The organism is Morganella psychrotolerans, assembly GCF_001676055.1.
GTDB classification, from domain to species: Bacteria; Pseudomonadota; Gammaproteobacteria; order Enterobacterales; family Enterobacteriaceae; genus Morganella; species Morganella psychrotolerans_B.
The window spans coordinates 18,082-39,254 of the sequence record NZ_LZEX01000014.1 but is presented as its reverse complement, the minus strand read 5'-3'; the positions used below and the strand labels follow the sequence as shown (position 1 = coordinate 39,254).

Here is a 21,173-nt window from a genome sequence, read left to right as displayed (position 1 = left end):
TCCGTTACTTAGGACTTGTTCAATGAGTTGACCCGCGCAAGGGGTTGTTTGGTATTACTAAATCGCATTGTTTGCATGGCTAGAACGATTAATACGACCACGACTAATGCCGCACCTGTCCAGGTCGCAATCACGGGATCTTGTCCGAAAATATTCATTGAGAACGCACTAAACATGGTACCGAGTGTGACGCCCATCGTGATAACCGCGGTATGCACTGTAGTGACTAAGTACCCAGTTCCGCCTGCCTCAGTGACTCGCGTGATTAAGGCAGGATTCATGGAGATACCGATCAAGCCAACCACCAGCACCATAACCAGCGTCAATTCTTTAACGTCGCTGAATAATGACAAGACAACCAAGGCAATCAATAAAGCGCTATGCCCAATTCGTAAGACACCAACGGGGTGTGCATCTGCGAATCGGCCAACAATGAGGTTGCCGATTACTGTACAGAGTCCATAACCAAGCAAGATTAAGGTTGTCGCATCAGAACTGAAACCGGCATTCTGTTGAAGTAAAGGTGTAAAGAAGGAAAAAAGAGCCGTATGCTGCACCGATCGTCAGAAAACTAACCAAGTATCGTGACCATAATTTAGGTGACTTAAGGTTTTGAATGTCAGCGACTGATTCGTCTTCCGTCGCTTTAGCCAGATTGGGGAGCCATTTTAGGACGATATAACTTACTAGTAATGCGGCAACACCAAGCAGGTAGAAACAGGATTGCCAGTCCCACTGCGTTGCGATGAAATGGCTTAACGGCAAGCCGATGACAGTGCCGACCATAAGGCCACTTAGTACGATGGAAACAGATCGTCCAATTTGGTCAGGCGAAGGGGCAAGACGGGCAGCAAACGTCAGTGCAAGGCCAAAAGTCGCTCCTGAGAGACAGCCGGTAAGTAAGCGCGCCAACGCAAGCCACCAATATTCATGAACTACTGGCGCTAGAATTTCTATCACCGCATAAGCTGCAATAATAGAAGTCAGTACCAATCGCGGTGATTTGCGTCGGAGCATATATGCAATGATTGGGCCACCGACCGCCATGCCGAGAGCATACACCGAGACAAGTAAACCAACTTGTCCGGTTGATGCCTGAAGGTCTGCTGCGATATTTGGAAGCATACCCGCTGTCTGGAGTTCGCTCATGGTTACCACTAAAATGGTTGCCATCAGAATGTATAAATTACGTTTCAAATTTCCACCTCTTGATAAGATCCGTACTGCGCCCCGATTAAGCGAGCGAGTTCCTGATTGGTACTGGAGACGTCCGGAATGGGCCTCCCTGCTGTAGCCGTAAGGCCAACTTCTAAAAAGAACCTTTCGAATCCCCCAGGCGTAAAAATGAGTAATTGCTTGGCGAAATCTTTAGTGTTGTTCCGAAAACCATGCATCATGCCTCTAGGGACAAAAACGAGGCTCCCTGCCGTTGCGATGAATGAATCATCACCGGCAGAAATATCCAGCTGACCGTGCGTCACATAGAAAATTTCATCTTCATTAAGATGGTTGTGTCTTGGCGGGCCACCCCCTGGTGGAATGGACGCTTCTAAAATTGAAATTTGCCCTTGCGCTACGCATGGACTCACTAATACTGAGTAGAGGTCACCGTTCATCCAGACAGAATTACCGTTCCCTGTCGCGATATGGAAAGCCTTAACATCTGTACTCATGGGGTATTACTCCATTGTTTATCGATTAGTACAAAATAGATCGCCATTATTTTGGAAACAAAAAGACAGCATTGTTTACCATTTAGTAAACTATTAAGCGCGTCAAATCACCGGGTGGGGATCCTAAATTTTTGAAATAATTCCGTAGGCTGCTTCGTTCAAAAAATCACGGTCAGTCAAGGTAACGCCCATGATCCGTAGACCATAGTACCCAGATAGGAAGGCCTTGCTGCTGGTGGAGATATTCGTGCTATCAGGGAATTCAGCCTGTTTGACACCTTCGGTAATGACAGCTTTCACCAATAATTCCAGGCGCAGTAGATATTGTTGATTGATGGACTGTATTTGCGGGTCTTTATGGCTGCGTTCGAGAACCGAATGTAGAGCAAGACACCCTCGCGGATTTTCAGGATCTTGGTCAATCTCGATCCCCCAGTTAAGCAAATTCAGTAGTTTCTGCTTGGGACTTTCTTGGCTAGAAAGAATGTCTTTCTGTCGGTTTATCCCCATTTCTTGGTAATACTGTAGCGCTTTTTGATACAGGCCTTGTTTGTTACCAAAAGCATGGTAAAGACTGCCCCGACCCATTCCCGTTTCTTCACAAAGAGCTTGGGTACCACTGGCTTCGTAACCATGATCCCAGAAAACATTCATCGCAGCTTCAATGACTTTCTGGTCGTCATATTCTTTTGGTCTTCCGCTCATGGTTATTCCTCTCATTGTATTTTACGCAAGTAAACCAGTTGTTGACTGGTCAGTCAATAACTATTTTTACAGATCAGTACACAATAGATAAGGGTCGTCGCAGAGAATGGAAAGAGCCGGTATTGACCGGCTTTGTGGAGGTTACGCGTCGGCTCAACTGATGAGGGATATCTGACCAACGCCAAAAATTCGTTTCCTGCCTACTCCGAATACAAAGGCTTGCTCGAATTCCTCTACTGACGCGACATTACCTGTGGCAATGAATTCTGTCGTCGGCACGACGATCCGGTGACCTTTCTGATGGCGGTGGTCTGGCTTCTGAATAATATTCTTTTTCGTTTCGTATACCCCGACATGGTGGGGAGTAAACCCTGCCCGCTCAAGGCGGTAATGGATGAATTCGTTCAGTTCGTGGTGTGGAGGGGTAACTTCTCGCTTCCGACCGTTGACAGTTTCACGACGCACGACGGCCATAGATCCACAGAGGGTGATTTTTTGGCCTTCAGTAAAGGTCGCGCTCAGGTGCTTTTCACCAGGAACACCGATAGGCTGTGCTGTACGTAAGAGGATACGAGAATCGTTGCCCGTGCCCGGTTGTACGAGGAATGAATACGGTAACTTGGCTTTACTTTGCTCTTGAATGAAAAAATCCAGATGCTGATGTATTCCATACAAATCGGTTGAGGGGATCCTCAAGCGCAGCGTACTTTCATAATATTTCATTGTTATCTCACCAGAGGCCTCAGGTCGTATTACCTAAGGTTTCCTTATAGTAATACGTCGCTTTCAGGTGACGAAATTCAAGGTTCTGACAAGAGAAAAGATGCTTTTGGGCCAGCTCTGGACGCTCCGGCCAGCGACCACAAAAGTCGTACACCCCGAACTCAATGAGTTTCAAGGTGGTTGCTGAAGGTGAGAAATACACAGGTTTTTGAACGTCACTCTGTTCAATATTGATGATAGCAGGCTCCGGCCAGAAGCCTGCATGTTCTTCATCGGTAAAGCCTGACTGATCTTGTCTTAGCCAGGCATCGACATCCTTATTGTATATTTTATAGTAATTCATATGCGGTATGAATTATCTCCCTAATAGCATTTCAATAGTCTCGCCGTGGAAAGTCCCGATCACCTCGGTTGCGAGTCGGTCTTTACTTCGCTGAATATCGCGCGGTGAATAGTTCTGAAGTGGTTTCACTTCTAACCGCTGATTCTGGATGATGATGTATGGCATTAATGCAGTTACAGTTTTCAGCGTTGGCGGTTCACCTTCGATATCTGCGCGAAACTGAATGTTTGCCACCGGCTGTATTTTAGCCGGACGACGCAGACGTAATTTGTCTTGCGGGGTATTAGCTATCCGCTGAGCCAAATTACCGACCGGTACAGTCACTTCACTATTATCTATGACATCGGCCTGCATGCTGGCGAGTAGTTTGGCCTTATCCGGGATCCGCAATAAAGACTTCTTCTGCCACGAGAAACGAATGGACTGAATATCGGCCTTATGCCAGGCTCTAATTTGCCGGTATAGATGCAGCGTCATTACGCCCGGACAGGCATTATGCAGTGCGGAGAAGCGCGCATTCTGCGAACTGAATCCAGTAATAATGTGCTCTTGAATCGACAGCTTTATTGCGTTAATGCTCGTTATTAGCGCCATGACTTCTGCCGCGAACTCAGGCGTTTCATCATCATACCAAAGCACGCCAGCGGTACGACGTGTCGATTTTTGGGATAACCCGTCTTTGATATGCAGATCGGTAAAGGCTTTCTGAGTTTGTTCAATAGCCTGGGCACCGTACAGTAATTCTGGTTCGATGCGGTTAACGGGTAAAGTCTCATCGCCGTCAGCAACTGGCGGAATTACACAAACACGAGCATAAAGAGGCGACTTTTGTGCCAGCACGCGCTTGAGCAACGCCAGAGAGTCTTCCAGGCGATGGAAGGTTTCTGCGATGTTCATCGTAATCAATCCCCGAAAAAAGGGTAACTTGCAAATCCCCCCGCCGAAACAGGGGCTGTATATTTATCCATACTTTATACAATTTTCAGGGGCAAAGGCAAGATATGGTTATTCGTAAGGGAATTAACCAAGAAAGGTGTTAGGGGCATGGGCTTTAGTGCGAAGCCATTCATGGGGTCAGTTTGGATATCGAAAATTATTGTACGTTAAGGTTATTTTTTGACCTGCCTAATTTAGCTGGCCTCAGCCGACGAAACTTACCGGCTGACGGTATCCGGTTGCTTTTCCATATATAATCGCCTGTCAGATTGATGTGTTCCCAGCCTAGCGGGGACAAATGCGACAGCAGTTGCTCGTTGATCTTCACTCCCTTACGCTTCAGAGCATCGACAGCTCTTTCCATATAGACGGTATTCCACAGGGATATGGCAGCTGTCAGGAGCGTCAGTCCACTGGCGCGATAGCTCTGATTTTCCGGTTTTCGATCCCTGATTTCTCCCAGCCGGTGCATAAATACCGCTCGCGCCAGCGCGTTACGGGCTTCACCTTTATTCAGCCCCGCCTGTACCCGCCGACGCAGTGCAGGATCGCGGAACCAGTCGAGCATAAACAGAGTTCGTTCAATACGGCCAATTTCTCTCAGTGCTTTGGCCAGCCCGTTTTGCTTGGGGTAGCTGGCAAGCTTTTTCAGCATCAGGGATGCCGTCACGGTTCCCTGCTTTATCGAGGTTGCCAGACGCAGCACTTCACGCCAGTGAATTTCGATCTCTTTCAGATTCAGGCTGGTTGTTGATATCAGTGACTGAAGCGCCGGGTACTGGCCTGCTTTCCCTTTGATAAATAGCTTCTTGTCGTGGAGATCCCTGATTCGCGGACAGAACGCAAATCCCAGCAGATGCATCAGGGCAAAGACATGATCGGTGAAACCCGCTGTATCGGTGTAATGCTCCCTGATTTCCAGGTCGCTTTCGTGGTACAGCAAGCCATCGAGCACATGGGTTGAATCTCTGACCCGACTGATTATGCAGGTGTAAAACGGGCTGTATTGATCCGAAATATGGGTATAAAACTGACGTCCGGGCTCCTGCCCGTATTTTGGGTTAACCTGCCCTGCGTAGCGGCCTGATCTGCCTGTTCTGAAATTCTGTCCATCTGATGATGATGTTGTCCCGTCTCCCCAGAATGCCGCCAGCGGCCTTTTCCCCTGCGCGTTTACCAGCTTTGCAAGGGCTGCTGAATAGGTTTCGTCGCGGATGTACCATGCCTGAATATCTTCGAGTGATGATTTGGTGCTACCGGGGCAGGCTTCCGCCATTTTGGTCAGGCCAAGATTGATGCCATCCGCAAGAATGGTGGTGAGAAGCAGGCGGATATCGGGACGGGTAATGTCAGTTTTTATATGCGAAAAATGTCGGGTAAACGTCGTCCAGCTGTTTACCTCATCGAGAATTTCCGTGATTTTAGGGCGCGGTAGCATGCTGTAAACCAGCTCTGCCAGCGGTGAAACCTGCACCGGAACGCTGTTATCCAGCGGAGAGACTTTTACGCCCCTGTAAGATATTTCCACATCGGGCAGTTCACCAAGGGCAGCCATGGCATTGACCTCTTCAAGCCTGGACTGAAGCAGGGTCATACGGCTGGTAATGTACTCATGATAATCAGCAGATACGGGAAGTGGCAGCGCCGGTGTGAGTTTGTCAAAGTCCTTTTCGGGAATGAGGTAATCATCAAAATTTTTGTAGCGGCGTGAACCTTTAACCCAGATGTCCCCGGAACGCAACGCCCCCTTAAGCTCGCTGAGCGCACAAAATTCATAGTACTGCCGGTCAATACCCGCAGGTGTAATTACCACCTTGCGCCAACTTTCTGGGACAAACTCAAGCGGCGCGGTGGCCGGAACTTTACGTGACTGCTTCCGGTACATATCCTTGATCACAACCAGCGCATCAGCCAGAGGTTGCGCTGCCGGAGTTGCGATTAACTGTAAAGCTGACAACATGCGCGGGGCATATTTCCGTAATGTGCTGTATTTCTCGGTAATAATATGCAGCGGGTCAAAATTATTTTTTCTGGCGAGATGGCGTGTTTCCTCCAGACTGGCGACAAATTCAGGCCATGGGAGTATGTTTTCTATTGCGAGCCATGGATCTCCCCCGGAATCACGGGCATCAGACAGCGCCTGACCGACATTGATGTACTGCTTCAGTTTTGACTGGATCAGCTTTCCGGTCTGCTGAAGGCGCTCAGCCTGTGTTCTTTTGGCTTTGCTGAAAAGGCTGTTCAGCATTCGCTCATGCAACTCAATCACTTCGTCTGTCAGTGTGGCTCTGGCTTCTTCCAGCACGCACACCAGGATCGCATGACGCCGGGCTGCTGAAAATCGGGTCAAATCCCGGCTGCTCATCTTTCGGCCTTCCCGCGCCAGTTTCAGCAACCGGTTCTGGTGAATGGTACGATCTATACCTTCCGGTAATGCCAGCGATTCAATGCTACTGAGCCGATCAAGGTGTTGCAGCACGTTCTTACCATTGATTTTACCCGGAGGTTGCAGAAGCCATGTCAGCCTGGAAGACTGATTATCCGATGACTCAAGTAAACAATCCAGAGCATCCCTGTGAGCCGGAGTTAACGGGGCATTCAGGGTCTGAAACACGATTTTATCGCCGCCTGCCATGGCCTCAGCACAGGAACGCTCCACGACATCAATCGAGGGGATTATCACGTTGTTCTGCCGGAGCCAGACCAGTAGTTCTTCGGCCAGGAGAATACCTTTATCGGTGCGCGTCGCCATCGGCAGCAGGTGTGTAATACAGTCCTGCTGTATTTTGCCGGTGAACGCTTTTAAGCCAAGATAGCGGTACAGTTCGGTTAAATGTTCGCGTCGCGTGGTTTCCCTGCCGGAAAGGTAAGCTGGCCAGAGATCCCCGGTAAGTTTTAGCCTGCTGGCGATATGCTTCAGCAGCGCATCAGAGGGAGGGATTTTTTTATCCGGGGTAAAGCCGACATTTTTCAGATAGCAAAGAAGGACGGCAAAACCAAAACGGCTGGCAGGTTTACGGTGAGCACTGATAAGTGCCAGATCATGTTCACTGAAATACGCCATCCGGGTCAGCGTTAACTCTTCGTCCGGTAATGCCAGTAATGATTCTCTTTCCGACAGAGAAAGAATCTGCCTCCTTGCCATATAGTTTCCCTCGTAAATTATCCGATGCGGTATTTTTAACAGAAATGCTTATCGCATAAGGGTACACCCTGACGCCATATTCAAAACGTGACGGCACACGATGAATGACATAACCTATATGCGATAGATTAAATGCAATAACTTAAATGCGATAACGTGGTGGAAAAATGTTCATCAGAGCTTATTTAAGGGCATCGACGGAAGATCAGTTCGCCGATCGGGCAAAAGAGATGCTGGAGCAGTTTGTTCAGGAGCGGGGACATAAAATAGCCAGTTACTACCGGGAGAACATCAGCGGTACAAAACTTGACCGCCCGGAACTGGGGCGCTTACTGATGGACAGTCACCGCAATGATATTTTACTGGTCGAGCAGATAGACCGTCTGACCCGTCTGAGCAACAGCGACTGGATGACGCTGAAAAAGCAAATCGAGCAACACGAGCTGCGGATTGTCAGCCTCGATGTACCCACCTCATGGCAGGCGCTGTCAGATAAAGATCCTTCGCAGGCTGACCCAATCACCCGCGCCGTGATAACCGCCATCAATAATATGCTTATCGACCTGATGGCCGCGATGTCGCATAAGGACTGGCTGAGCCGCCGCCATCGGCAGAAGCAGGGAATTGAACGGGCACATACGCTGGGAAAATACCGGGGCAAACAGGCCGATCAGGAACGACATAAGAAAGTTCTGTATTACCGACAGGTCAAGAAACTGAGCATAAGAGAAACTGCTGAAGCCACCGGTTACAGCACATCTCAGGTCTGCAGGATTCAGGCCCTGTTCAGGCCTGAAAATTAAGCACATTTTCTGAGGCTGGAAATCAACTCATGCTGACAGCCTGAGCCTGTTGGCATGGTAAGCAATGTGCTCACCAATAAAGCTGGAAATGAAATAATAGCTGTGGTCGTAACCAGTATGATATCGGAATGATGTGTTGATGTTCATCTCGTTGCACACTCTTTCAAGACTTTTAGTGCGTAACTGATCTTCATAAAAGGCGTCACTTAATCCCTGGTCAATAAAAATTTCTGGTAATTTCGCACCCTGTAAAATGAGACTGACGGGATCGTAGTGCTCCCACGTTTTTTTATTTTCACCCAGGTACGCGGTGAATGCCTGTTGTCCCCATGGCACCTGAGAAGGTGACACTATTGGTGAAAATGCCGATACACTCACATATTCATCAGGATTTCGCAGCGACAGAACCAGCGCTCCCAGCCCCCCCATGGAGTGACCGGATATTGATTTCCTTGATGTTACAGGTAAATGCTCCATGACAACATCCGGAAGCTCATGGAGAATATAGTCATACATCCTGTAATGCGTGTTCCACGGATGTTCCGTCGCGTTCAGATAAAATCCGGCACCCTGGCCCAGATCGTAGCTGTCAGCATCTGCGACATGCTCTCCACGGGGACTGGTATCAGGAACAACGACGATGATGTTGTTCCTGGCGGCATAATGCTGCATACCCGATTTGGTGATGAAATTCTGCTCCGTACAGGTCAGACCCGAGAGCCAGTACAGGACCGGCAGTTTTTCTGTTGCTGCTTTGGGGGGAAGATAAACACCGAAATTCATCTCACAATTAAGTGTTTGTGAATTATGGCGGTATACGTTTTGCCAGCCGCCAGCGCTGGCATGCTGCTCGATGAGTTCCATTAGCCTCTGTCTCATGGTTATTTCCCCTGACAGGGAGTCAGGGGAAGTCTCTTTATAGCCGGACGTCAGATGAACGTATAAGCCGTGATTTTGTTACCCGCAGGGTCTCGCAGGTAGGCTGCATAGGCTCCAGGGAGATGGCTGCGCGGGCCAGGCTGACCTTCATCTTTCCCTCCGGCGGCAAGGCCCGCGGCGTGGAAAGCATCAACTTCTTCCGGACTTGCAGCTGCAAAGCCGACAGTAACGCCGTTGGCCAATGGCGCTTCACCGTTGCCCGGACGTGCAATAATAAAGGCTGGCTTTTCACGACCATAAAGTACCCAGCCATTGCCAAACGGGCCGAGGTTATTGATGCCAAGCGTACCGAGGACAGCATCGTAAAAATCAGCGGATTTTTCAACATCGGATGCACCGATGAAGACGTGGGAAAAAACGTCATTACCAGAAATTACAGGTGTTGCCATGATCCATTTCCTTCAGTTGGTTTGACTCAGTTAAGACGCTATCAGTAACGGATTACCGTACGGATTGATTTACCTTCATGCATAAGATCGAAGGCCTCATTGATTTCATCCAGCGTCATCGTGTGGGTAACAAATGGCTCCAGTTCAATTTCACCCTTCATGGCATCTTCTACCATGGCCGGAAGTTGCGTACGGCCTTTCACTCCGCCGAAAGCAGAACCTTTCCATACGCGCCCGGTAACGAGCTGGAATGGACGGGTGGATATCTCCTGCCCGGCGCCGGCCACGCCGATGACAATGGACTGGCCCCAGCCACGGTGAGCACTTTCCAGCGCCGCACGCATAACGTTGACGTTACCGATACATTCAAAAGTGTGGTCAATGCCCCATTTGTTGATTTCAAGCAGCACATCTTTAATCGGTTTGTCATGGTCGTTCGGGTTGATGCAGTCGGTTGCACCGAACTGACGGGCAAGTTCGAATTTGGTCGGGTTGGTGTCGATAGCGATAATGCGTCCTGCTTTTGCCTGGCGAGCCCCCTGAACGGCAGCCAGACCGATTGCGCCAAGACCAAAAATAGCGACAGAATCTCCAGGCTGTACTTTCGCTGTGTTGTGAACAGCGCCAATCCCGGTAGTCACGCCACAGCCCAGCAGGCAGACGTGTTCATGGTTTGCCTCCGGGTTAATTTTTGCCAGAGAAACCTCGGCCACTACCGTATACTCACTGAAGGTGGAGCATCCCATGTAGTGGTAAAGAGGCTGGCCATTGTAAGAAAAGCGAGTGGTTCCGTCAGGCATCAGTCCTTTTCCCTGAGTTTCGCGAACCGATACACAGAGGTTCGTTTTCCCGGACTGACAGAATTCACACTCCCCGCATTCGGCGGTGTAAAGCGGAATCACATGGTCTCCCGGCTTCACGCTGGTCACGCCTTCACCGACCTCCACGACGACACCGGCCCCTTCGTGGCCGAGAACCACCGGGAAAACGCCCTCAGGATCGTTCCCGGAGAGGGTAAAGGCATCGGTGTGGCAGACACCGGTGTGGGTATTTTTAATCAGCACCTCGCCTTTTTTAGGTGGTGCAACATCAATTTCAACAATCTCCAGGGGCTTCCCTGGTGCAAATGCAACGGCAGCACGTGATTTCATATGTAAATTATCCTCAATGTGATGGCTTAGCTATTTAAGATAGGCGCGAACCAGTTCAATCGTATCGTCAACGGATTTACTGATTTCATGGCTGTAGCTGTCATTCTGGTCAAAGGTTTCCCGTATGTGGCTCTCGAGCACCTCTGCCATAAGACCGTTAGCTGCTCCGCGAACGGCAGCTATCTGCTGAAGAATGGAACGGCATTCAGCACCATTTTCCAGCGCTCTTTCCAGAGCATCAATCTGACCCCGAATACGGCGAACACGGGTAAGGACCTTTTTTTTTCTCTTCAGGAGTACTGGGCATTATTTACCTCACCATTTTTGAGTTATACTATAGTGGAGTATATAATTATTGTCAATGCATACTCCACTATAGTATAACTAAGAATAAACATAACTACCTTTATTTGCGATATAAATCATATATTTATATTATTTTTGGCTGTGATACTGTCGGAAGGAAAGTTACTACAAAAATGATATCTACCGATACGGGATTTGGGGTATAGGCGGTTCTGTTAAATTTCGCCAGATATTGGCTCATCATTGATGGTCAAAAAATGAGCCTAACGTACAATAATTTTCGATATCCAAACTGACCCCGTGTAGAACGGGTCGCCCGGCCACTCAATTTTTTGTGCAAGGTAAGCCTCTGGACCACCAGCCGAATCTAACATACGTATCTTTATTGCATGACGGGAAACAGCCATGAAAATAATAGCCACCATTTGAATGGCCGCAGCGATTATAGCGGTATCGAGGAACGCATCGACAAAGAAGCTTCGAGCCAGTACAACCATACTAATAATCTGAAATGATACGGCTCCAAAGATGAAGAACCAAGCGTGGCTTCCAATAAAAGATAAGCATTTATCTATATTCAACTTCATCCAATAGACTCCAAATATGCCACAATAATTAATGGCGATAATACCTTAATCATTTTGGCATGCACGAATAAAAGTCTACAAAGCGGCCCCTTTTACCTTTAACCGAGGATTAGAATTTGATGAAATGTTAAAGGTGATAGCAGATTTGAAATTAATAAAGTCAACATACGCCACAAATCTAGACCAACATACAGTAATGCATATTTAAAACACCGCTGCCACACTAGAGACCTTTTTGACTCTTTTATTGTTGAAATCTCATCGCCCCCACTCTCTTATTTTTTCTCTTTTTTTCTCTCTTTATCTCTTCTTTTCTCGGAGCAGCCACCCAGGAATAATGTGCCAATTTCAAATAATAACGCGGAACTCAAGCGGGCTTTCATATTATCGCGGAACGGTGGGAATAGAGCTCGGGCTGGGGTTTGCCCCAAGCGGAGCGCCGGGGCGTAGGGTTATACCCCTCATTGTATGTTGGTCTAGAGTAACTGTGGTAACGATTGTCTATTTGAGTATTAAAGGTATTTATATTGTAATATGGTAAATGACAGAATTTTGAAAGGACTTAAAAATTGGAAAATAAGAATCAGTTTTATCTTACAACTGAAACCATTCTTTTTAATTATCTAAATAAACTGCTGCTTATCATCACGGAAAGTGAACAGCCTTTAGAGGTTAAAAATAGGGTTAGATTTGAGATTTTATCTTGCTTCGAACTTCATGGGTTAGCTCATGTAAACACTGAGGGGGAGTTGGTAGCCAAGCCTGAAATAAGGAATGTCATTTATAATATTTTTTATTACTTAAATTTAGAGCGCTTTTTTGATAAGTTCCCTAGCCTTACAAATAACAAAAACACTTTAGCTGGAAAAGAGTGTTTAAATGAATTCTTAGCAACCATAATGCAATTCCTTAACATTGCTAAAGAGCTACATCCCATTGAGCGTTGTAAAGAAAATAATAAAGACACCATCTCTTTGGTTGTATTTAGGGATTTTTTCCCAGAAACAAATATAAACCCTACTGACATGTTGGTAAAAAACTGTTACATCAGATCATTTCCTGCCGTAGAATCCCCAAATAAAAAAAATCATCAGCTTATAAAACTGACTGAACTATCAGATAGTGATATGTTCGACTATATCCAGTTGGAATATAATACGTTTTATATAATTTCAAACTTTATTGATAAAATCATTCTGAATTATAAAGCCAATGAAATTAAGCTTGATAGTGTTGATTACAGCAGACCATGTGATCTCGCCCCTACAACAATGACATCATGGGACTTGAAAGAAGAAGAGAATGATTTGAATTACAGGTTATATGAAAAAGAACAAGAATCAGAAAATAACAAGCATGTAATTATAACTATAGCTGTTTTTTGTGCGCCTATTTTCTTAGGTGGAGTGTATAACCAGAACATTTTTTTTCACTCTATTAGGGATCGCTTTAGGGGCATTTATCTATTTCAAATATCATATTTAGTCATGACTGCTTTAGTTTTATGCACAAAAATGCCGCAGGATTAGTGCGGCATTCTCAGCTGGTGGGTAGGCTTGTATTTTGACCCCGCTCTGGGGGAACCCCGCGTGCGGCGCGTCCCCTCAGACACGCTCGCGACTCCAGTTGCAATCAGAATATCATACCGATCAGCGATTGCATCTTTTGTTTATACCTTTCCTGATTTTTGCGGTCTAGTTACACGTCCGTTAACGTTCGAAGTTCGACAGCCTTGCACTCTGAATGAGAATGCCCGCCCTTCGCAACGCCTTCTTGTTTCACTGTCGGTACCGCAATCAGGACCATGAGAAAAGCAAATGAAACTACCCCACCGAGGATACTGGCCGTGTACAGTTTTTGGTTCCAATCACGTAGCAAGCACATGGCGAACACCACCAAACTGAAAACGAAAATACAGATCGCCACAAGACTCACCAACATCACATCTTCCGCATAGAACATCGCTATTCCCCTTAGAATTTACGTAGCGCGATCAAAATCATCGCTGTAGCATCCGTTTTACTCTTCTTCGTCAGGAATGACCGCCAAAGGTTGGTCGCTGTGAGCCACTTCCCAGCATTTAGAAAACTTCAGCCGCAACACCTGTTCCTGGCACACCAACACAGTGTTGTCACTATCTCGCAACGCGACCAACTTCTTACCTGCTACCATCGGGGTCAACGCACCCGACTTGCCAGACAAAACATGTTTGCTGCCACCGAGATAAAGCACCGTATTGTTCCCGTCGAACGACCTGATCAGCGAATAACGATATGCCCCTTCGAAATAGACCGGTTGCTTCAATTCCTGCTTATCACCATTACCCAGATAACTCACGTAGAACTGCTTGTATTTCATCCGCAGTTTTTTCACCCCTGTAGGGTCCTGATCTGACACCGAACGTGGAACATGGAAATTTACTTTTTCCGTCTCGTTGGAGATGGCTGGCGAACAGACTGTCAGCGCTAATACAGCCAGAGCAAAATTCATTGCAGTGTTCATTTTGATTACCTCGTTTGTAAAACCCTTACGGGTGGCGGTCGCAACGCAGGTTGTCCCAAAGGTTGATAAATAACCTAGTTTACCCGGTACCATTCACTCTTTGGCCTTCTGGGTTTCCTCCCTGTCAGCCCGTGGAAACGCCCACCTGATCATCGCCTGTACAATCCGCGTTAATCAGGCTCATGATTTAACAGTGGCGTTTCATCGCTTTTCAACACAAACAACAAGCAGGAGCCTTGACCTGATTGCGCCACCTTTGGTGGGCAAGCGTATGTTTCCGTTGCTGACGCAAATACAGTGAACGCCCATCCACCAGAAGGCATGTTCGCTTCCCCTGACCTGAGCCAATCGACTTCCCCTTTCAGCTCGTACCGATTGCCATCGTATATAACGACCGAATGCAATGACTGGTCAGCGCCTGTGACTTCCTCAATCAAGAAAAGCTCAACCGGACCATCATGTACATGGTGTTTGATTTCAGAATACGGACGCGCATCAGATGGTGTCGGACCGATCTGTCTTGTGCGAGTTTCCTGTTGCAGGTTCGATGTATCGACCGAGGCGTAGAGCTCTGCCGAGCACATGAGCAATCCGGCCAGAAGAAGAAATGGCTTTTTCAAGACTTACCCCCTTTTTATCGCTCCCCCACGGAGCTCAAACAGTGACTTCGCCCCTCAGCAAACTCACTGCTTTTTAATACTCACGGACTGGCGCATGATTGCCAGTACATCACTCGCTGACATCTTCCAGGCCTCGGCCTGCCGACGTAATACGAATGCACCCAGCTCGATACGCCTAGCATGATCGAGCATGAAGGTCATCGTCGTTCCCGCTTCCGATATCGTCAGGCCGCAACCCAGCGCCCCGTTATTGTTCGCGACAAACCCTTTGTTTTTGTTCTCGCCGTGAAACTTAGCACGCATTTCTTTTTCCAGCGCGAATAAAGCGCCGCAAAATGCGGTCAATTCATACCGGGACAACTGGATAGTTATTTTTTGTTCCCAATTCACGTCACGCCCTTCTGGAAACATTGGAGCTATTGAGATATTCAAGGTCAGAAACCCCTCTTTCCCTTCTGACTTTGCGTATTGTACATCTAATGCCGTTCGCTTCTTCTCATCCTGTTGCCGATCAGAGTACAGCTTTAGTTGCTCGCCAAATTGACCCATAAAATCCTCCTACCCAAATGATATCCCAAGCCCAACCATTACCGAAATTAAGTCAACAAATCGCACAGCTCCATCAATAAAGTGAGTTTGAACGGGAAGACCTCATTTTCCATCCAATTTTGCGGTGGATATCTGATTGCGTTTCGGTGGGTTTCAATGGGAAATATATACTATTGAAAAGTGAGTCTGAACGGGAAATATACGTTTACTTATCAACATGACCACACAAAAGTGTGTTTCAATGGGTACTATCCATTTTCACCCTCATAACTGGGGTTTGAAATACCACTCTTTGGCTATAAATCATCCAAAACACTCGCATCTCTGCCTTCACCAAATACCAGGCACCCATTCAGGCTCACTTTTAAAACTTCGCTACCCATCAGAACGCACCATTAAACGATCCTTCCCCCAGCCTCGGCTCACTTTAGTCCATTTAATGACCCAATTTATCGCCCGCTCAAACCCACTTTACTGTTCGTTTCGTTTACAGGCAAAAAAAAACCCGCCATCACAGCGGGTTTCCCGACCAAACTCACTTTTATTCCAGCGTCGCATTCCTGTTGTGAATGTGAACGACGGACTCGCGTCCGGCTTTCATCACTTCGTACTTCAGGTATCCAATACTCTCCAGGTCATTGAGCGCATCGTTGATTTTTCGGTTCTGGTCTGCGACCCGACCGTTCATCATCAACCGCTCACGTAACCGAGACATATGGATCGGCGCAGGTTGTCGCGGTAATGCCTCGAAATATGTGTACAGCGCCTGAGCTGTTTCATTTCGTGGCAATGCCAACAGCGGTTTACGTCTTAACAAACTCAAATGGTCATTGCTGTAGAGCTCCCAAAGGCGCTCATCAGCTTCCAGTACGATCTGGTCGTCAACAACATTGAACTCCGCCTTCATCAACAGACCGGTTACCATAAACTTTTTGGTACCAGGTGTCGTGAAAGTGATCGTCTTCGCCCTGATACGCGTCAATGAGTCGGCTATCTCCTTACGCAATTTCGAATCAAGCCGCTTTGACGGATACCCGCAAAAGTTTGAGAACTCGCTGAATTTCACCTTAATTTTGTTACCGTTCAAGGCATCAGGTGATGCGCTAAACGCATGGATAATGCCAAGCCAGCAACGAAAATCAATGAAGTAGTTTAGCTGAGGTCCGGTGATCACCACGTTGGTGTAGCCTTCACTTCTGGCATACTCCAGGCGGCTGAGCGACTCGCTCGCGTCCAACGGTTTCCCAGCCTTACCTTTCGACCGAATGTTCGGTGTGAACACACCGAGCCTTAACAGTGAAACGGGCTGAACACTTGAACTGGTTGAGACTGTGAGTTTCCTGTGCGAAGAATTTTCCGCAACAGGGATCGCATCCTTGAATAACAGGATGTTATTACTGCAATTTTGTAACATCAAACCATAACCCCTCATGGTTGTGAATAGAATCTCGGCTTTCCCCTTTCAGACTCACCGAGATTCCCACTGTAACACACCGAAATCCCACCCAAACTCACTTTTTTCCCATTCAGACTCACTTTTTTCCCTTTCAAACTCACCGCAATCCTCTGTAGGCCACGCCACCAGCGGTCTGCGAGCGACGGGGATCTTTTAGGATCTGTTAGGAACTAATTAGGTTAATTATTAGGATCAGGGCTGTGGAAAAGTGGATAAGACCAAAACCAGCGCCAATGTATGGGTCTGGTTCTGATTTTTTGATGTCAATTTGCCCAATGCGCTTTCAGCTGTTCATTGGCCTCTTTCAGCGCGTCACTGGCTGAAGACATGATGCGGTTATTACAGCACCACGGCGCGTCTTTCCAGTTGCCTTGTTGGTGGATATATCCCATCTCTATAGCTTCCAGAAAGGTCATATCCTTCGGAATTTCGGGTTTCAATACCGCCCCCTTGACGCGGTTTACTCGCGTCTTCAGGTAAGCCAGTACGCGCTCTGCCTGTGCTTCCTTGAGGCCTTTCAAATCCCAGATACTGCGTCTCAGCACCTTGATGGCTTGTTCACTGGTCACTGGTTCATCTCCGACGAATTCAGCACACTGATAATTGGCAGGTCACACTGGAACTGCGTATCATCCGCACGGTCTATCCAAGTCAAACACGCACCAGAGCGCCACACTTCCAGAACAGGATCGCTCATGCAATTTTCAGCACTCTCATCCGCGTCATCAAAATCCTCAAATGTCGCTTCACTGTAGATAACGATATGGAGGAATTGCGGGTTTCTTTCCAACACAGCAAAAGCGTCAATCAGCGCCGATTTATCGAACTTAAGCGTCACATTCAGGAGTCGAAGATCCTCCTGGAGTTTTAATTCCGTCAGCATAGGTCACACCTCTTTTTAAGGCTGAGGCTCTCTCAAAGCGATCCTCAGCGGTTTTATCGTTATTTTAAGGTTAGGATTCGATTTACATCTCATCGCATTACTACACGCGTTTTACTAACGATTTATGACAGGCTCTTTTCAACCCAGCGATATTCTTTGGTTTGGAAATTGTCCTGCAAACAAATCGTGCATTTCCCATTACGGCATTCGGCGTAAACACTCCAATGGTAAATCGGTGTATCACAGCCTTCAGTCACTGACTTGATGAAACCACTCAACTGATGAAATTTTGAGATGGAGAGCGTTGAACTTGCCAGTGCAGAGCGTAGCTCGAATGCCTCAAATTCAACAGTGATAGACCCTGCTGGGATCGTCACTTCATTACAGACGGAGTACAGTTCACGAGGAACAGTGAAGCAGGTGTTGGCCTGTGCATATTGCTCAGCAGTGAGGCTTCCTGATGATTCAACAGCACAGAGCAACGTATCCCAGTTAATGCCGATATTGGCATCATGTGTGCGATCCACCAGCTGAAGCGCTTTGTGCGCCTCATATTCAGAAATTGGCTTCAGTTCATTGTCAGATAAGACTTCATGAATATCTTGCGTGTCCCACAGCTTGGAGAGCACAACAGCGTGTTGATTTTTAGTGGATAAGTGAGCGATTAATTCTTTGACTGTGCAGTACATAGGGAGCCTCTTTTTATTGGTATTGTTTGTTTTGTTTACCTTTCTATTGAAGCATGACCTCAACCGCTGACGAAGGTTATATAGCAATATAATTATTTTATTTGTTGCCTAGTTGGCAACAGCAGATCTTGATGCTACAATGTTGCCAAATAGGAAGCATGAGAGATACCATGCACGTAATTTCAAGAGATCCTTTTAACCAGGCATCCAAGCGATTTCCTAACAGTGCTCAGGCGTTATCTGACGTATATCGAACACTTAAGCGCGATAGTTATCAGACACCCGATGAGCTTAAGAAGGTTTTCCCCAGCCTTGACCGAATGAAGTACAGAGAGAAATGGTGGGTTATCGATATCAGTGGAAATGCGTTAAGAATGATGTTTTTCGCCGACTTTGACCGGGGAAAAATATTCGTGAAACACATAACGACCCACGCAGAGTACGATAAGTTGACAGATCACTACCGGAGAACAAAAGCATGATGTTTCAAGACGCCGTAAAAGCGGCACAAAACCTGGTAAATCTAGTCCCGTTACTGGGAGACAGCCATTCACGCCCGGATTATGAAAAGGCCGTTCAGTTGGTGGAGCATCTTGTCGAGAACGACCCTGACAATCCGCTCATCGATATGATTTGCGCAAAAATAGATGCGTATGAAAATGCCGCACCTGAATTTGCAGAGTTTAACCAACGTTTAGCAGAAAGTAATGATGGTGTGGCAGCGTTAAGAACGCTGATGGATCAATACAACCTCAATACGACAGACTTTGGAAATGAGCTCGGTTCTCGTTCATACGTCAGCCGTATCCTCAATGGGGAACGTGGATTAACCTTGGAGCACATCAAAAATCTGTCCAAACGCTTTGGTATTCCAGCCTCAATATTTATTCGATGATCGTCATTTAACCCATAAAAAACCCGCTTTCAGTAGCGGGTTTTTACGTTTAAGCCATTTACCTTAATTGCCGGTTTCTCTCGAAGGTACAGACTGCACCAAGACCCGCATGCAGCCCGAAGGCTATCAACACAAACAACCCAGCGACTGGGATCTGAAACGAGCCCTGGAACGCCGCTGATACCGTCAGTATCAAACCAAATAGGCCTACATACTTAACAGCCAGTGACAAACACACCACCACCGGACTGCGAAGCCCTGGCAGTTTGTTCGTTTCATGATACTGGTACTTTGCATACAGGCCACAGAGTAGTAGTAAAGATAACGTCATCACCGTCACGACACCGATCAGTATAGCCAACATGATAACCCCCTACCTTCCCGTTATGTCAGCCAATATGGCAGACGCTTTTCCACAATTTGCGCGCATCACCACTCACATCGAAAGAGTAGCTTTCACCCAATGCCTTATTGTCGAATTTACATACCAGCCCATGTGGCGTGATGAGCATATGAGCCCCCGACACACTAACCCCAAACAACCGGATACAGATATGAACTGGAACAGACACCACTCCTTTACCACCCTGGCGATATCGTTCCAGCGCCGAACTGAACATGCCACGATTAATCAACACTTCCAGCAGCTGTTCCTTAACCCAACTACCCTGATCACCAAAGACGGTTGAATTCGGTTTCGCGATGATGATGTTTTGTGGCTTCTGTGGTGGGACATTAAAGTACGAAACTTTTATCTCGTGCAGAACTTGTTGCTAGGTAATGTCATAGAGAGTAGCGTGACAATAAAGATTGAAACCAAATTCAAATCACTACCTTCTGGATACTAGTACCATGACAATAAAGTATGAAACTTTCAAAGAGCTCACATCTACCTAATGATATAAGGACCTCACAAATTGCAAAATTCATCCATATCTATACTCATTATTTTTCCTTAGTGCTTGGCTTGCTTTACGCATGTCATTCTATTGGTGCCTATATTCACACCCTTAAAGGGGATTGATATATGACTATCACCCCCATGTAGCATCGCTTTCGACAACTTATTATTAAATAAAGCATGTTAACTAAACAAACAAAATACCAGTCTCTAATGATTCGTGAAAATCTTCATAACTTCTTTCCCGTTTCAATGTTCGAACCTGCCAAAAGTAAAACTGCCTAATTGATTTTTCTTTAGAGCTGGAAGTTTTGCTGTACTCCTGATCGCGTGAGATAAGCGCCGTACCACACCCCCCGCCAAACTTCATATGTCGTGCTGGTCCCCAACCACCATTCCAATAAATAAGCTCAGCAACGACCTTAGAATCTATCTCAATATACAATTTATTTCCTTTGGGTATGAGTTCTGCCTCGAATAAATTGGGCAACGTTGGAATAAAAAGTCGTGATGGGTATAAATCATGCTGAAGGTAGCCTATACGACTAAAATCGAGAATGCCAGCAAGCGGCCAAACCTTATTGTACGGGTCAATCAATTGCTGAAAAGTTGGTGGCGATAGGATAGTTTTTGTACTCAATGGAGTTTCAGTTTTGGTAGAAATTAGGACACTGTCAGATAAATGAGTACTGATATATTCCGCCAAATTATCATCGTCTACTTGACTTCCTTCAGCCTGAGACCACCTTACAATAGTGACTTCTACGCATCGCTCCATAGACATTATTATTGGTGATGCAAATGCAATTAGTTCGTTGCCAGGAGATGTTTCTTCAACTCGAGCAAGCATAGCTGATATTGAAGAAGATATTGAATCATAATCACCGTCAAAGTCTGTTTTATCAGGAAACCACTTAGGGCGATTAGGCTTCATAAACGCTAAAGTAGGATTGATAGGTAGTGCCATCAATAGGTTTT

Annotated in this window: 27 protein-coding genes and 1 pseudogene; 5 read left to right on the top strand and 23 right to left on the bottom strand. The window is 46.7% G+C overall.

The genetic code is table 11. The features are described from left to right. Positions 1-8 precede the first annotated feature (8 nt). The 8 genes from AYY17_RS21905 to AYY17_RS10905 form a co-directional block, all read right to left on the bottom strand. Entirely contained in the window at positions 9-557 is a 549-nt protein-coding gene (locus AYY17_RS21905) for an MFS transporter (protein ID WP_328585539.1), read from the bottom strand. Next, positions 490-1,197 carry an MFS transporter gene (locus AYY17_RS21900; RefSeq protein ID WP_202906411.1) on the bottom strand — a complete coding sequence of 236 codons (708 nt, stop codon included), beginning with the start codon at positions 1,195-1,197 and terminating at the stop codon, positions 490-492. The genes AYY17_RS21905 and AYY17_RS21900 overlap by 68 nt, the downstream gene beginning before the upstream one ends. Next, positions 1,194-1,673 carry a cupin domain-containing protein gene (locus AYY17_RS10930; RefSeq protein ID WP_067423717.1) on the bottom strand — a complete coding sequence of 160 codons (480 nt, stop codon included), beginning with the start codon at positions 1,671-1,673 and terminating at the stop codon, positions 1,194-1,196. The genes AYY17_RS21900 and AYY17_RS10930 overlap by 4 nt, the downstream gene beginning before the upstream one ends. Before the next feature lie 123 nt (positions 1,674-1,796). Further along, positions 1,797-2,378, bottom strand: coding sequence for a TetR/AcrR family transcriptional regulator (locus AYY17_RS10925; protein ID WP_047781151.1), 582 nt, complete (start codon positions 2,376-2,378; stop codon positions 1,797-1,799). 153 nt (positions 2,379-2,531) lie between these two features. Then, on the bottom strand, positions 2,532-3,101 hold the full coding sequence (locus AYY17_RS10920) for a type I-E CRISPR-associated protein Cas6/Cse3/CasE (RefSeq protein ID WP_082981373.1): 570 nt from the start codon (positions 3,099-3,101) through the stop codon (positions 2,532-2,534). 19 nt (positions 3,102-3,120) lie between these two features. Further along, complete coding sequence (locus tag AYY17_RS10915) at positions 3,121-3,444, bottom strand: hypothetical protein (RefSeq protein ID WP_011039618.1); 324 nt, start codon at positions 3,442-3,444, stop codon at positions 3,121-3,123. 12 nt (positions 3,445-3,456) lie between these two features. Beyond that, entirely contained in the window at positions 3,457-4,341 is an 885-nt protein-coding gene (locus tag AYY17_RS10910; RefSeq protein WP_011039617.1) for a DNA replication terminus site-binding protein, read from the bottom strand. 196 nt (positions 4,342-4,537) lie between these two features. Beyond that, a complete protein-coding gene (locus AYY17_RS10905; RefSeq protein WP_067423715.1) occupies positions 4,538-7,525 on the bottom strand; it encodes a Tn3 family transposase in 2,988 nt (995 codons plus the stop codon). A 167-nt stretch (positions 7,526-7,692) separates the two neighbouring features. Between AYY17_RS10905 and AYY17_RS10900 the strand changes: the two genes are divergently transcribed. Next, a complete protein-coding gene (locus tag AYY17_RS10900; RefSeq protein ID WP_000470623.1) occupies positions 7,693-8,328 on the top strand; it encodes a recombinase family protein in 636 nt (211 codons plus the stop codon). Between the two features lie 27 nt (positions 8,329-8,355). Here AYY17_RS10900 and fghA read toward each other — a convergent pair whose 3' ends face one another. The 5 genes and pseudogenes from fghA to AYY17_RS10875 form a co-directional block, all read right to left on the bottom strand. Continuing rightward, complete coding sequence (fghA, locus tag AYY17_RS10895; RefSeq protein ID WP_008813493.1) at positions 8,356-9,192, bottom strand: S-formylglutathione hydrolase; 837 nt, start codon at positions 9,190-9,192, stop codon at positions 8,356-8,358. A gap of 65 nt (positions 9,193-9,257) precedes the next feature. Next, on the bottom strand, positions 9,258-9,656 hold the full coding sequence (locus AYY17_RS10890; RefSeq protein WP_006814898.1) for a VOC family protein: 399 nt from the start codon (positions 9,654-9,656) through the stop codon (positions 9,258-9,260). A gap of 41 nt (positions 9,657-9,697) precedes the next feature. Continuing rightward, positions 9,698-10,807 (bottom strand): S-(hydroxymethyl)glutathione dehydrogenase, encoded by a 1,110-nt coding sequence (gene frmA / locus AYY17_RS10885; RefSeq protein WP_067423709.1) that lies wholly within the window; start codon positions 10,805-10,807, stop codon positions 9,698-9,700. A gap of 30 nt (positions 10,808-10,837) precedes the next feature. Further along, positions 10,838-11,114: pseudogene (gene frmR, locus AYY17_RS21260) on the bottom strand (formaldehyde-responsive transcriptional repressor FrmR). A 262-nt stretch (positions 11,115-11,376) separates the two neighbouring features. Further along, positions 11,377-11,700: a hypothetical protein gene (locus tag AYY17_RS10875; protein WP_067423708.1), complete on the bottom strand. Its 324-nt coding sequence runs from the start codon at positions 11,698-11,700 to the stop codon at positions 11,377-11,379. 569 nt (positions 11,701-12,269) lie between these two features. Here AYY17_RS10875 and AYY17_RS10870 point away from each other — a divergent pair. After that, the gene (locus tag AYY17_RS10870; RefSeq protein ID WP_067423706.1) at positions 12,270-13,229 is read left to right on the top strand and encodes a hypothetical protein; all 960 of its coding nucleotides are present in this window, start codon (positions 12,270-12,272) and stop codon (positions 13,227-13,229) included. 169 nt (positions 13,230-13,398) lie between these two features. Here AYY17_RS10870 and AYY17_RS10865 read toward each other — a convergent pair whose 3' ends face one another. The 8 genes from AYY17_RS10865 to AYY17_RS10830 all read right to left on the bottom strand — a co-directional run bounded on the left by AYY17_RS10865 (position 13,399) and on the right by AYY17_RS10830 (position 18,399). Then, entirely contained in the window at positions 13,399-13,662 is a 264-nt protein-coding gene (locus tag AYY17_RS10865; RefSeq protein ID WP_067423704.1) for a hypothetical protein, read from the bottom strand. A 57-nt stretch (positions 13,663-13,719) separates the two neighbouring features. Further along, positions 13,720-14,202 (bottom strand): hypothetical protein, encoded by a 483-nt coding sequence (locus AYY17_RS10860; protein WP_137022584.1) that lies wholly within the window; start codon positions 14,200-14,202, stop codon positions 13,720-13,722. A 170-nt stretch (positions 14,203-14,372) separates the two neighbouring features. Beyond that, on the bottom strand, positions 14,373-14,822 hold the full coding sequence (locus AYY17_RS10855; RefSeq protein WP_137022583.1) for a hypothetical protein: 450 nt from the start codon (positions 14,820-14,822) through the stop codon (positions 14,373-14,375). Positions 14,823-14,885: 63 nt separating this feature from the next. Beyond that, positions 14,886-15,371 carry a hypothetical protein gene (locus AYY17_RS10850; protein WP_067423698.1) on the bottom strand — a complete coding sequence of 162 codons (486 nt, stop codon included), beginning with the start codon at positions 15,369-15,371 and terminating at the stop codon, positions 14,886-14,888. Positions 15,372-15,912: 541 nt separating this feature from the next. Further along, positions 15,913-16,785: a RepB family plasmid replication initiator protein gene (locus AYY17_RS10845; RefSeq protein ID WP_235845366.1), complete on the bottom strand. Its 873-nt coding sequence runs from the start codon at positions 16,783-16,785 to the stop codon at positions 15,913-15,915. 305 nt (positions 16,786-17,090) lie between these two features. Then, a complete protein-coding gene (locus AYY17_RS10840) occupies positions 17,091-17,396 on the bottom strand; it encodes a hypothetical protein (RefSeq protein ID WP_067423696.1) in 306 nt (101 codons plus the stop codon). Further along, the gene (locus AYY17_RS10835; protein ID WP_067423694.1) at positions 17,393-17,710 is read right to left on the bottom strand and encodes a hypothetical protein; all 318 of its coding nucleotides are present in this window, start codon (positions 17,708-17,710) and stop codon (positions 17,393-17,395) included. Before AYY17_RS10835 ends, AYY17_RS10840 begins: the two co-directional genes overlap by 4 nt. A gap of 122 nt (positions 17,711-17,832) precedes the next feature. Beyond that, on the bottom strand, positions 17,833-18,399 hold the full coding sequence (locus AYY17_RS10830; RefSeq protein WP_067423693.1) for a hypothetical protein: 567 nt from the start codon (positions 18,397-18,399) through the stop codon (positions 17,833-17,835). 170 nt (positions 18,400-18,569) lie between these two features. On the opposite strand from AYY17_RS10830, the gene AYY17_RS10825 reads away from it, so the two are divergent. Then, complete coding sequence (locus AYY17_RS10825) at positions 18,570-18,881, top strand: type II toxin-antitoxin system HigB family toxin (protein ID WP_067423691.1); 312 nt, start codon at positions 18,570-18,572, stop codon at positions 18,879-18,881. After that, complete coding sequence (locus AYY17_RS10820; RefSeq protein ID WP_067423690.1) at positions 18,878-19,294, top strand: helix-turn-helix domain-containing protein; 417 nt, start codon at positions 18,878-18,880, stop codon at positions 19,292-19,294. The genes AYY17_RS10825 and AYY17_RS10820 overlap by 4 nt, the downstream gene beginning before the upstream one ends. A 58-nt stretch (positions 19,295-19,352) precedes the next feature. Here the strand turns inward: AYY17_RS10820 and AYY17_RS10815 are convergent, their stop codons facing one another. Then, positions 19,353-19,658 carry a hypothetical protein gene (locus tag AYY17_RS10815; protein ID WP_067423688.1) on the bottom strand — a complete coding sequence of 102 codons (306 nt, stop codon included), beginning with the start codon at positions 19,656-19,658 and terminating at the stop codon, positions 19,353-19,355. A gap of 190 nt (positions 19,659-19,848) precedes the next feature. On the opposite strand from AYY17_RS10815, the gene AYY17_RS22540 reads away from it, so the two are divergent. Then, positions 19,849-19,983: a hypothetical protein gene (locus AYY17_RS22540; RefSeq protein ID WP_268873023.1), complete on the top strand. Its 135-nt coding sequence runs from the start codon at positions 19,849-19,851 to the stop codon at positions 19,981-19,983. A gap of 399 nt (positions 19,984-20,382) precedes the next feature. On the opposite strand, the gene AYY17_RS22320 is transcribed toward AYY17_RS22540, so the two are convergent. Next, a complete protein-coding gene (locus AYY17_RS22320) occupies positions 20,383-21,162 on the bottom strand; it encodes a hypothetical protein (protein ID WP_235845364.1) in 780 nt (259 codons plus the stop codon). Between the last annotated feature and the right edge of the window lie 11 nt (positions 21,163-21,173).

Excerpts from the sequence above, each read along its gene's own strand:
- AYY17_RS10850 (WP_067423698.1), bottom strand. The coding sequence starts at position 15,371 with ATGGGTCAATTTGGCGAGCAACTAAAGCTGTACTCTGATCGGCAACAG.
- AYY17_RS10820 (WP_067423690.1), top strand. The coding sequence starts at position 18,878 with ATGATGTTTCAAGACGCCGTAAAAGCGGCACAAAACCTGGTAAATCTA.
- fghA (WP_008813493.1), bottom strand. The coding sequence starts at position 9,192 with ATGGAACTCATCGAGCAGCATGCCAGCGCTGGCGGCTGGCAAAACGTA.
- AYY17_RS10875 (WP_067423708.1), bottom strand. The coding sequence starts at position 11,700 with ATGAAGTTGAATATAGATAAATGCTTATCTTTTATTGGAAGCCACGCT.
- AYY17_RS10920 (WP_082981373.1), bottom strand. The coding sequence starts at position 3,101 with ATGAAATATTATGAAAGTACGCTGCGCTTGAGGATCCCCTCAACCGAT.
- AYY17_RS10925 (WP_047781151.1), bottom strand. The coding sequence starts at position 2,378 with ATGAGCGGAAGACCAAAAGAATATGACGACCAGAAAGTCATTGAAGCT.
- AYY17_RS10835 (WP_067423694.1), bottom strand. The coding sequence starts at position 17,710 with ATGCTGACGGAATTAAAACTCCAGGAGGATCTTCGACTCCTGAATGTG.
- frmA (WP_067423709.1), bottom strand. The coding sequence starts at position 10,807 with ATGAAATCACGTGCTGCCGTTGCATTTGCACCAGGGAAGCCCCTGGAG.
- AYY17_RS10930 (WP_067423717.1), bottom strand. The coding sequence starts at position 1,673 with ATGAGTACAGATGTTAAGGCTTTCCATATCGCGACAGGGAACGGTAAT.
- AYY17_RS10915 (WP_011039618.1), bottom strand. The coding sequence starts at position 3,444 with ATGAATTACTATAAAATATACAATAAGGATGTCGATGCCTGGCTAAGA.
- AYY17_RS10845 (WP_235845366.1), bottom strand. The coding sequence starts at position 16,785 with ATGTTACAAAATTGCAGTAATAACATCCTGTTATTCAAGGATGCGATC.
- AYY17_RS10905 (WP_067423715.1), bottom strand. The coding sequence starts at position 7,525 with ATGGCAAGGAGGCAGATTCTTTCTCTGTCGGAAAGAGAATCATTACTG.
- AYY17_RS10865 (WP_067423704.1), bottom strand. The coding sequence starts at position 13,662 with ATGTTCTATGCGGAAGATGTGATGTTGGTGAGTCTTGTGGCGATCTGT.
- AYY17_RS10815 (WP_067423688.1), bottom strand. The coding sequence starts at position 19,658 with ATGTTGGCTATACTGATCGGTGTCGTGACGGTGATGACGTTATCTTTA.
- AYY17_RS10825 (WP_067423691.1), top strand. The coding sequence starts at position 18,570 with ATGCACGTAATTTCAAGAGATCCTTTTAACCAGGCATCCAAGCGATTT.
- AYY17_RS10900 (WP_000470623.1), top strand. The coding sequence starts at position 7,693 with ATGTTCATCAGAGCTTATTTAAGGGCATCGACGGAAGATCAGTTCGCC.
- AYY17_RS22540 (WP_268873023.1), top strand. The coding sequence starts at position 19,849 with ATGAACTGGAACAGACACCACTCCTTTACCACCCTGGCGATATCGTTC.
- AYY17_RS22320 (WP_235845364.1), bottom strand. The coding sequence starts at position 21,162 with ATGGCACTACCTATCAATCCTACTTTAGCGTTTATGAAGCCTAATCGC.
- AYY17_RS10860 (WP_137022584.1), bottom strand. The coding sequence starts at position 14,202 with ATGAACACTGCAATGAATTTTGCTCTGGCTGTATTAGCGCTGACAGTC.
- AYY17_RS10890 (WP_006814898.1), bottom strand. The coding sequence starts at position 9,656 with ATGGCAACACCTGTAATTTCTGGTAATGACGTTTTTTCCCACGTCTTC.
- AYY17_RS10910 (WP_011039617.1), bottom strand. The coding sequence starts at position 4,341 with ATGAACATCGCAGAAACCTTCCATCGCCTGGAAGACTCTCTGGCGTTG.
- AYY17_RS10830 (WP_067423693.1), bottom strand. The coding sequence starts at position 18,399 with ATGTACTGCACAGTCAAAGAATTAATCGCTCACTTATCCACTAAAAAT.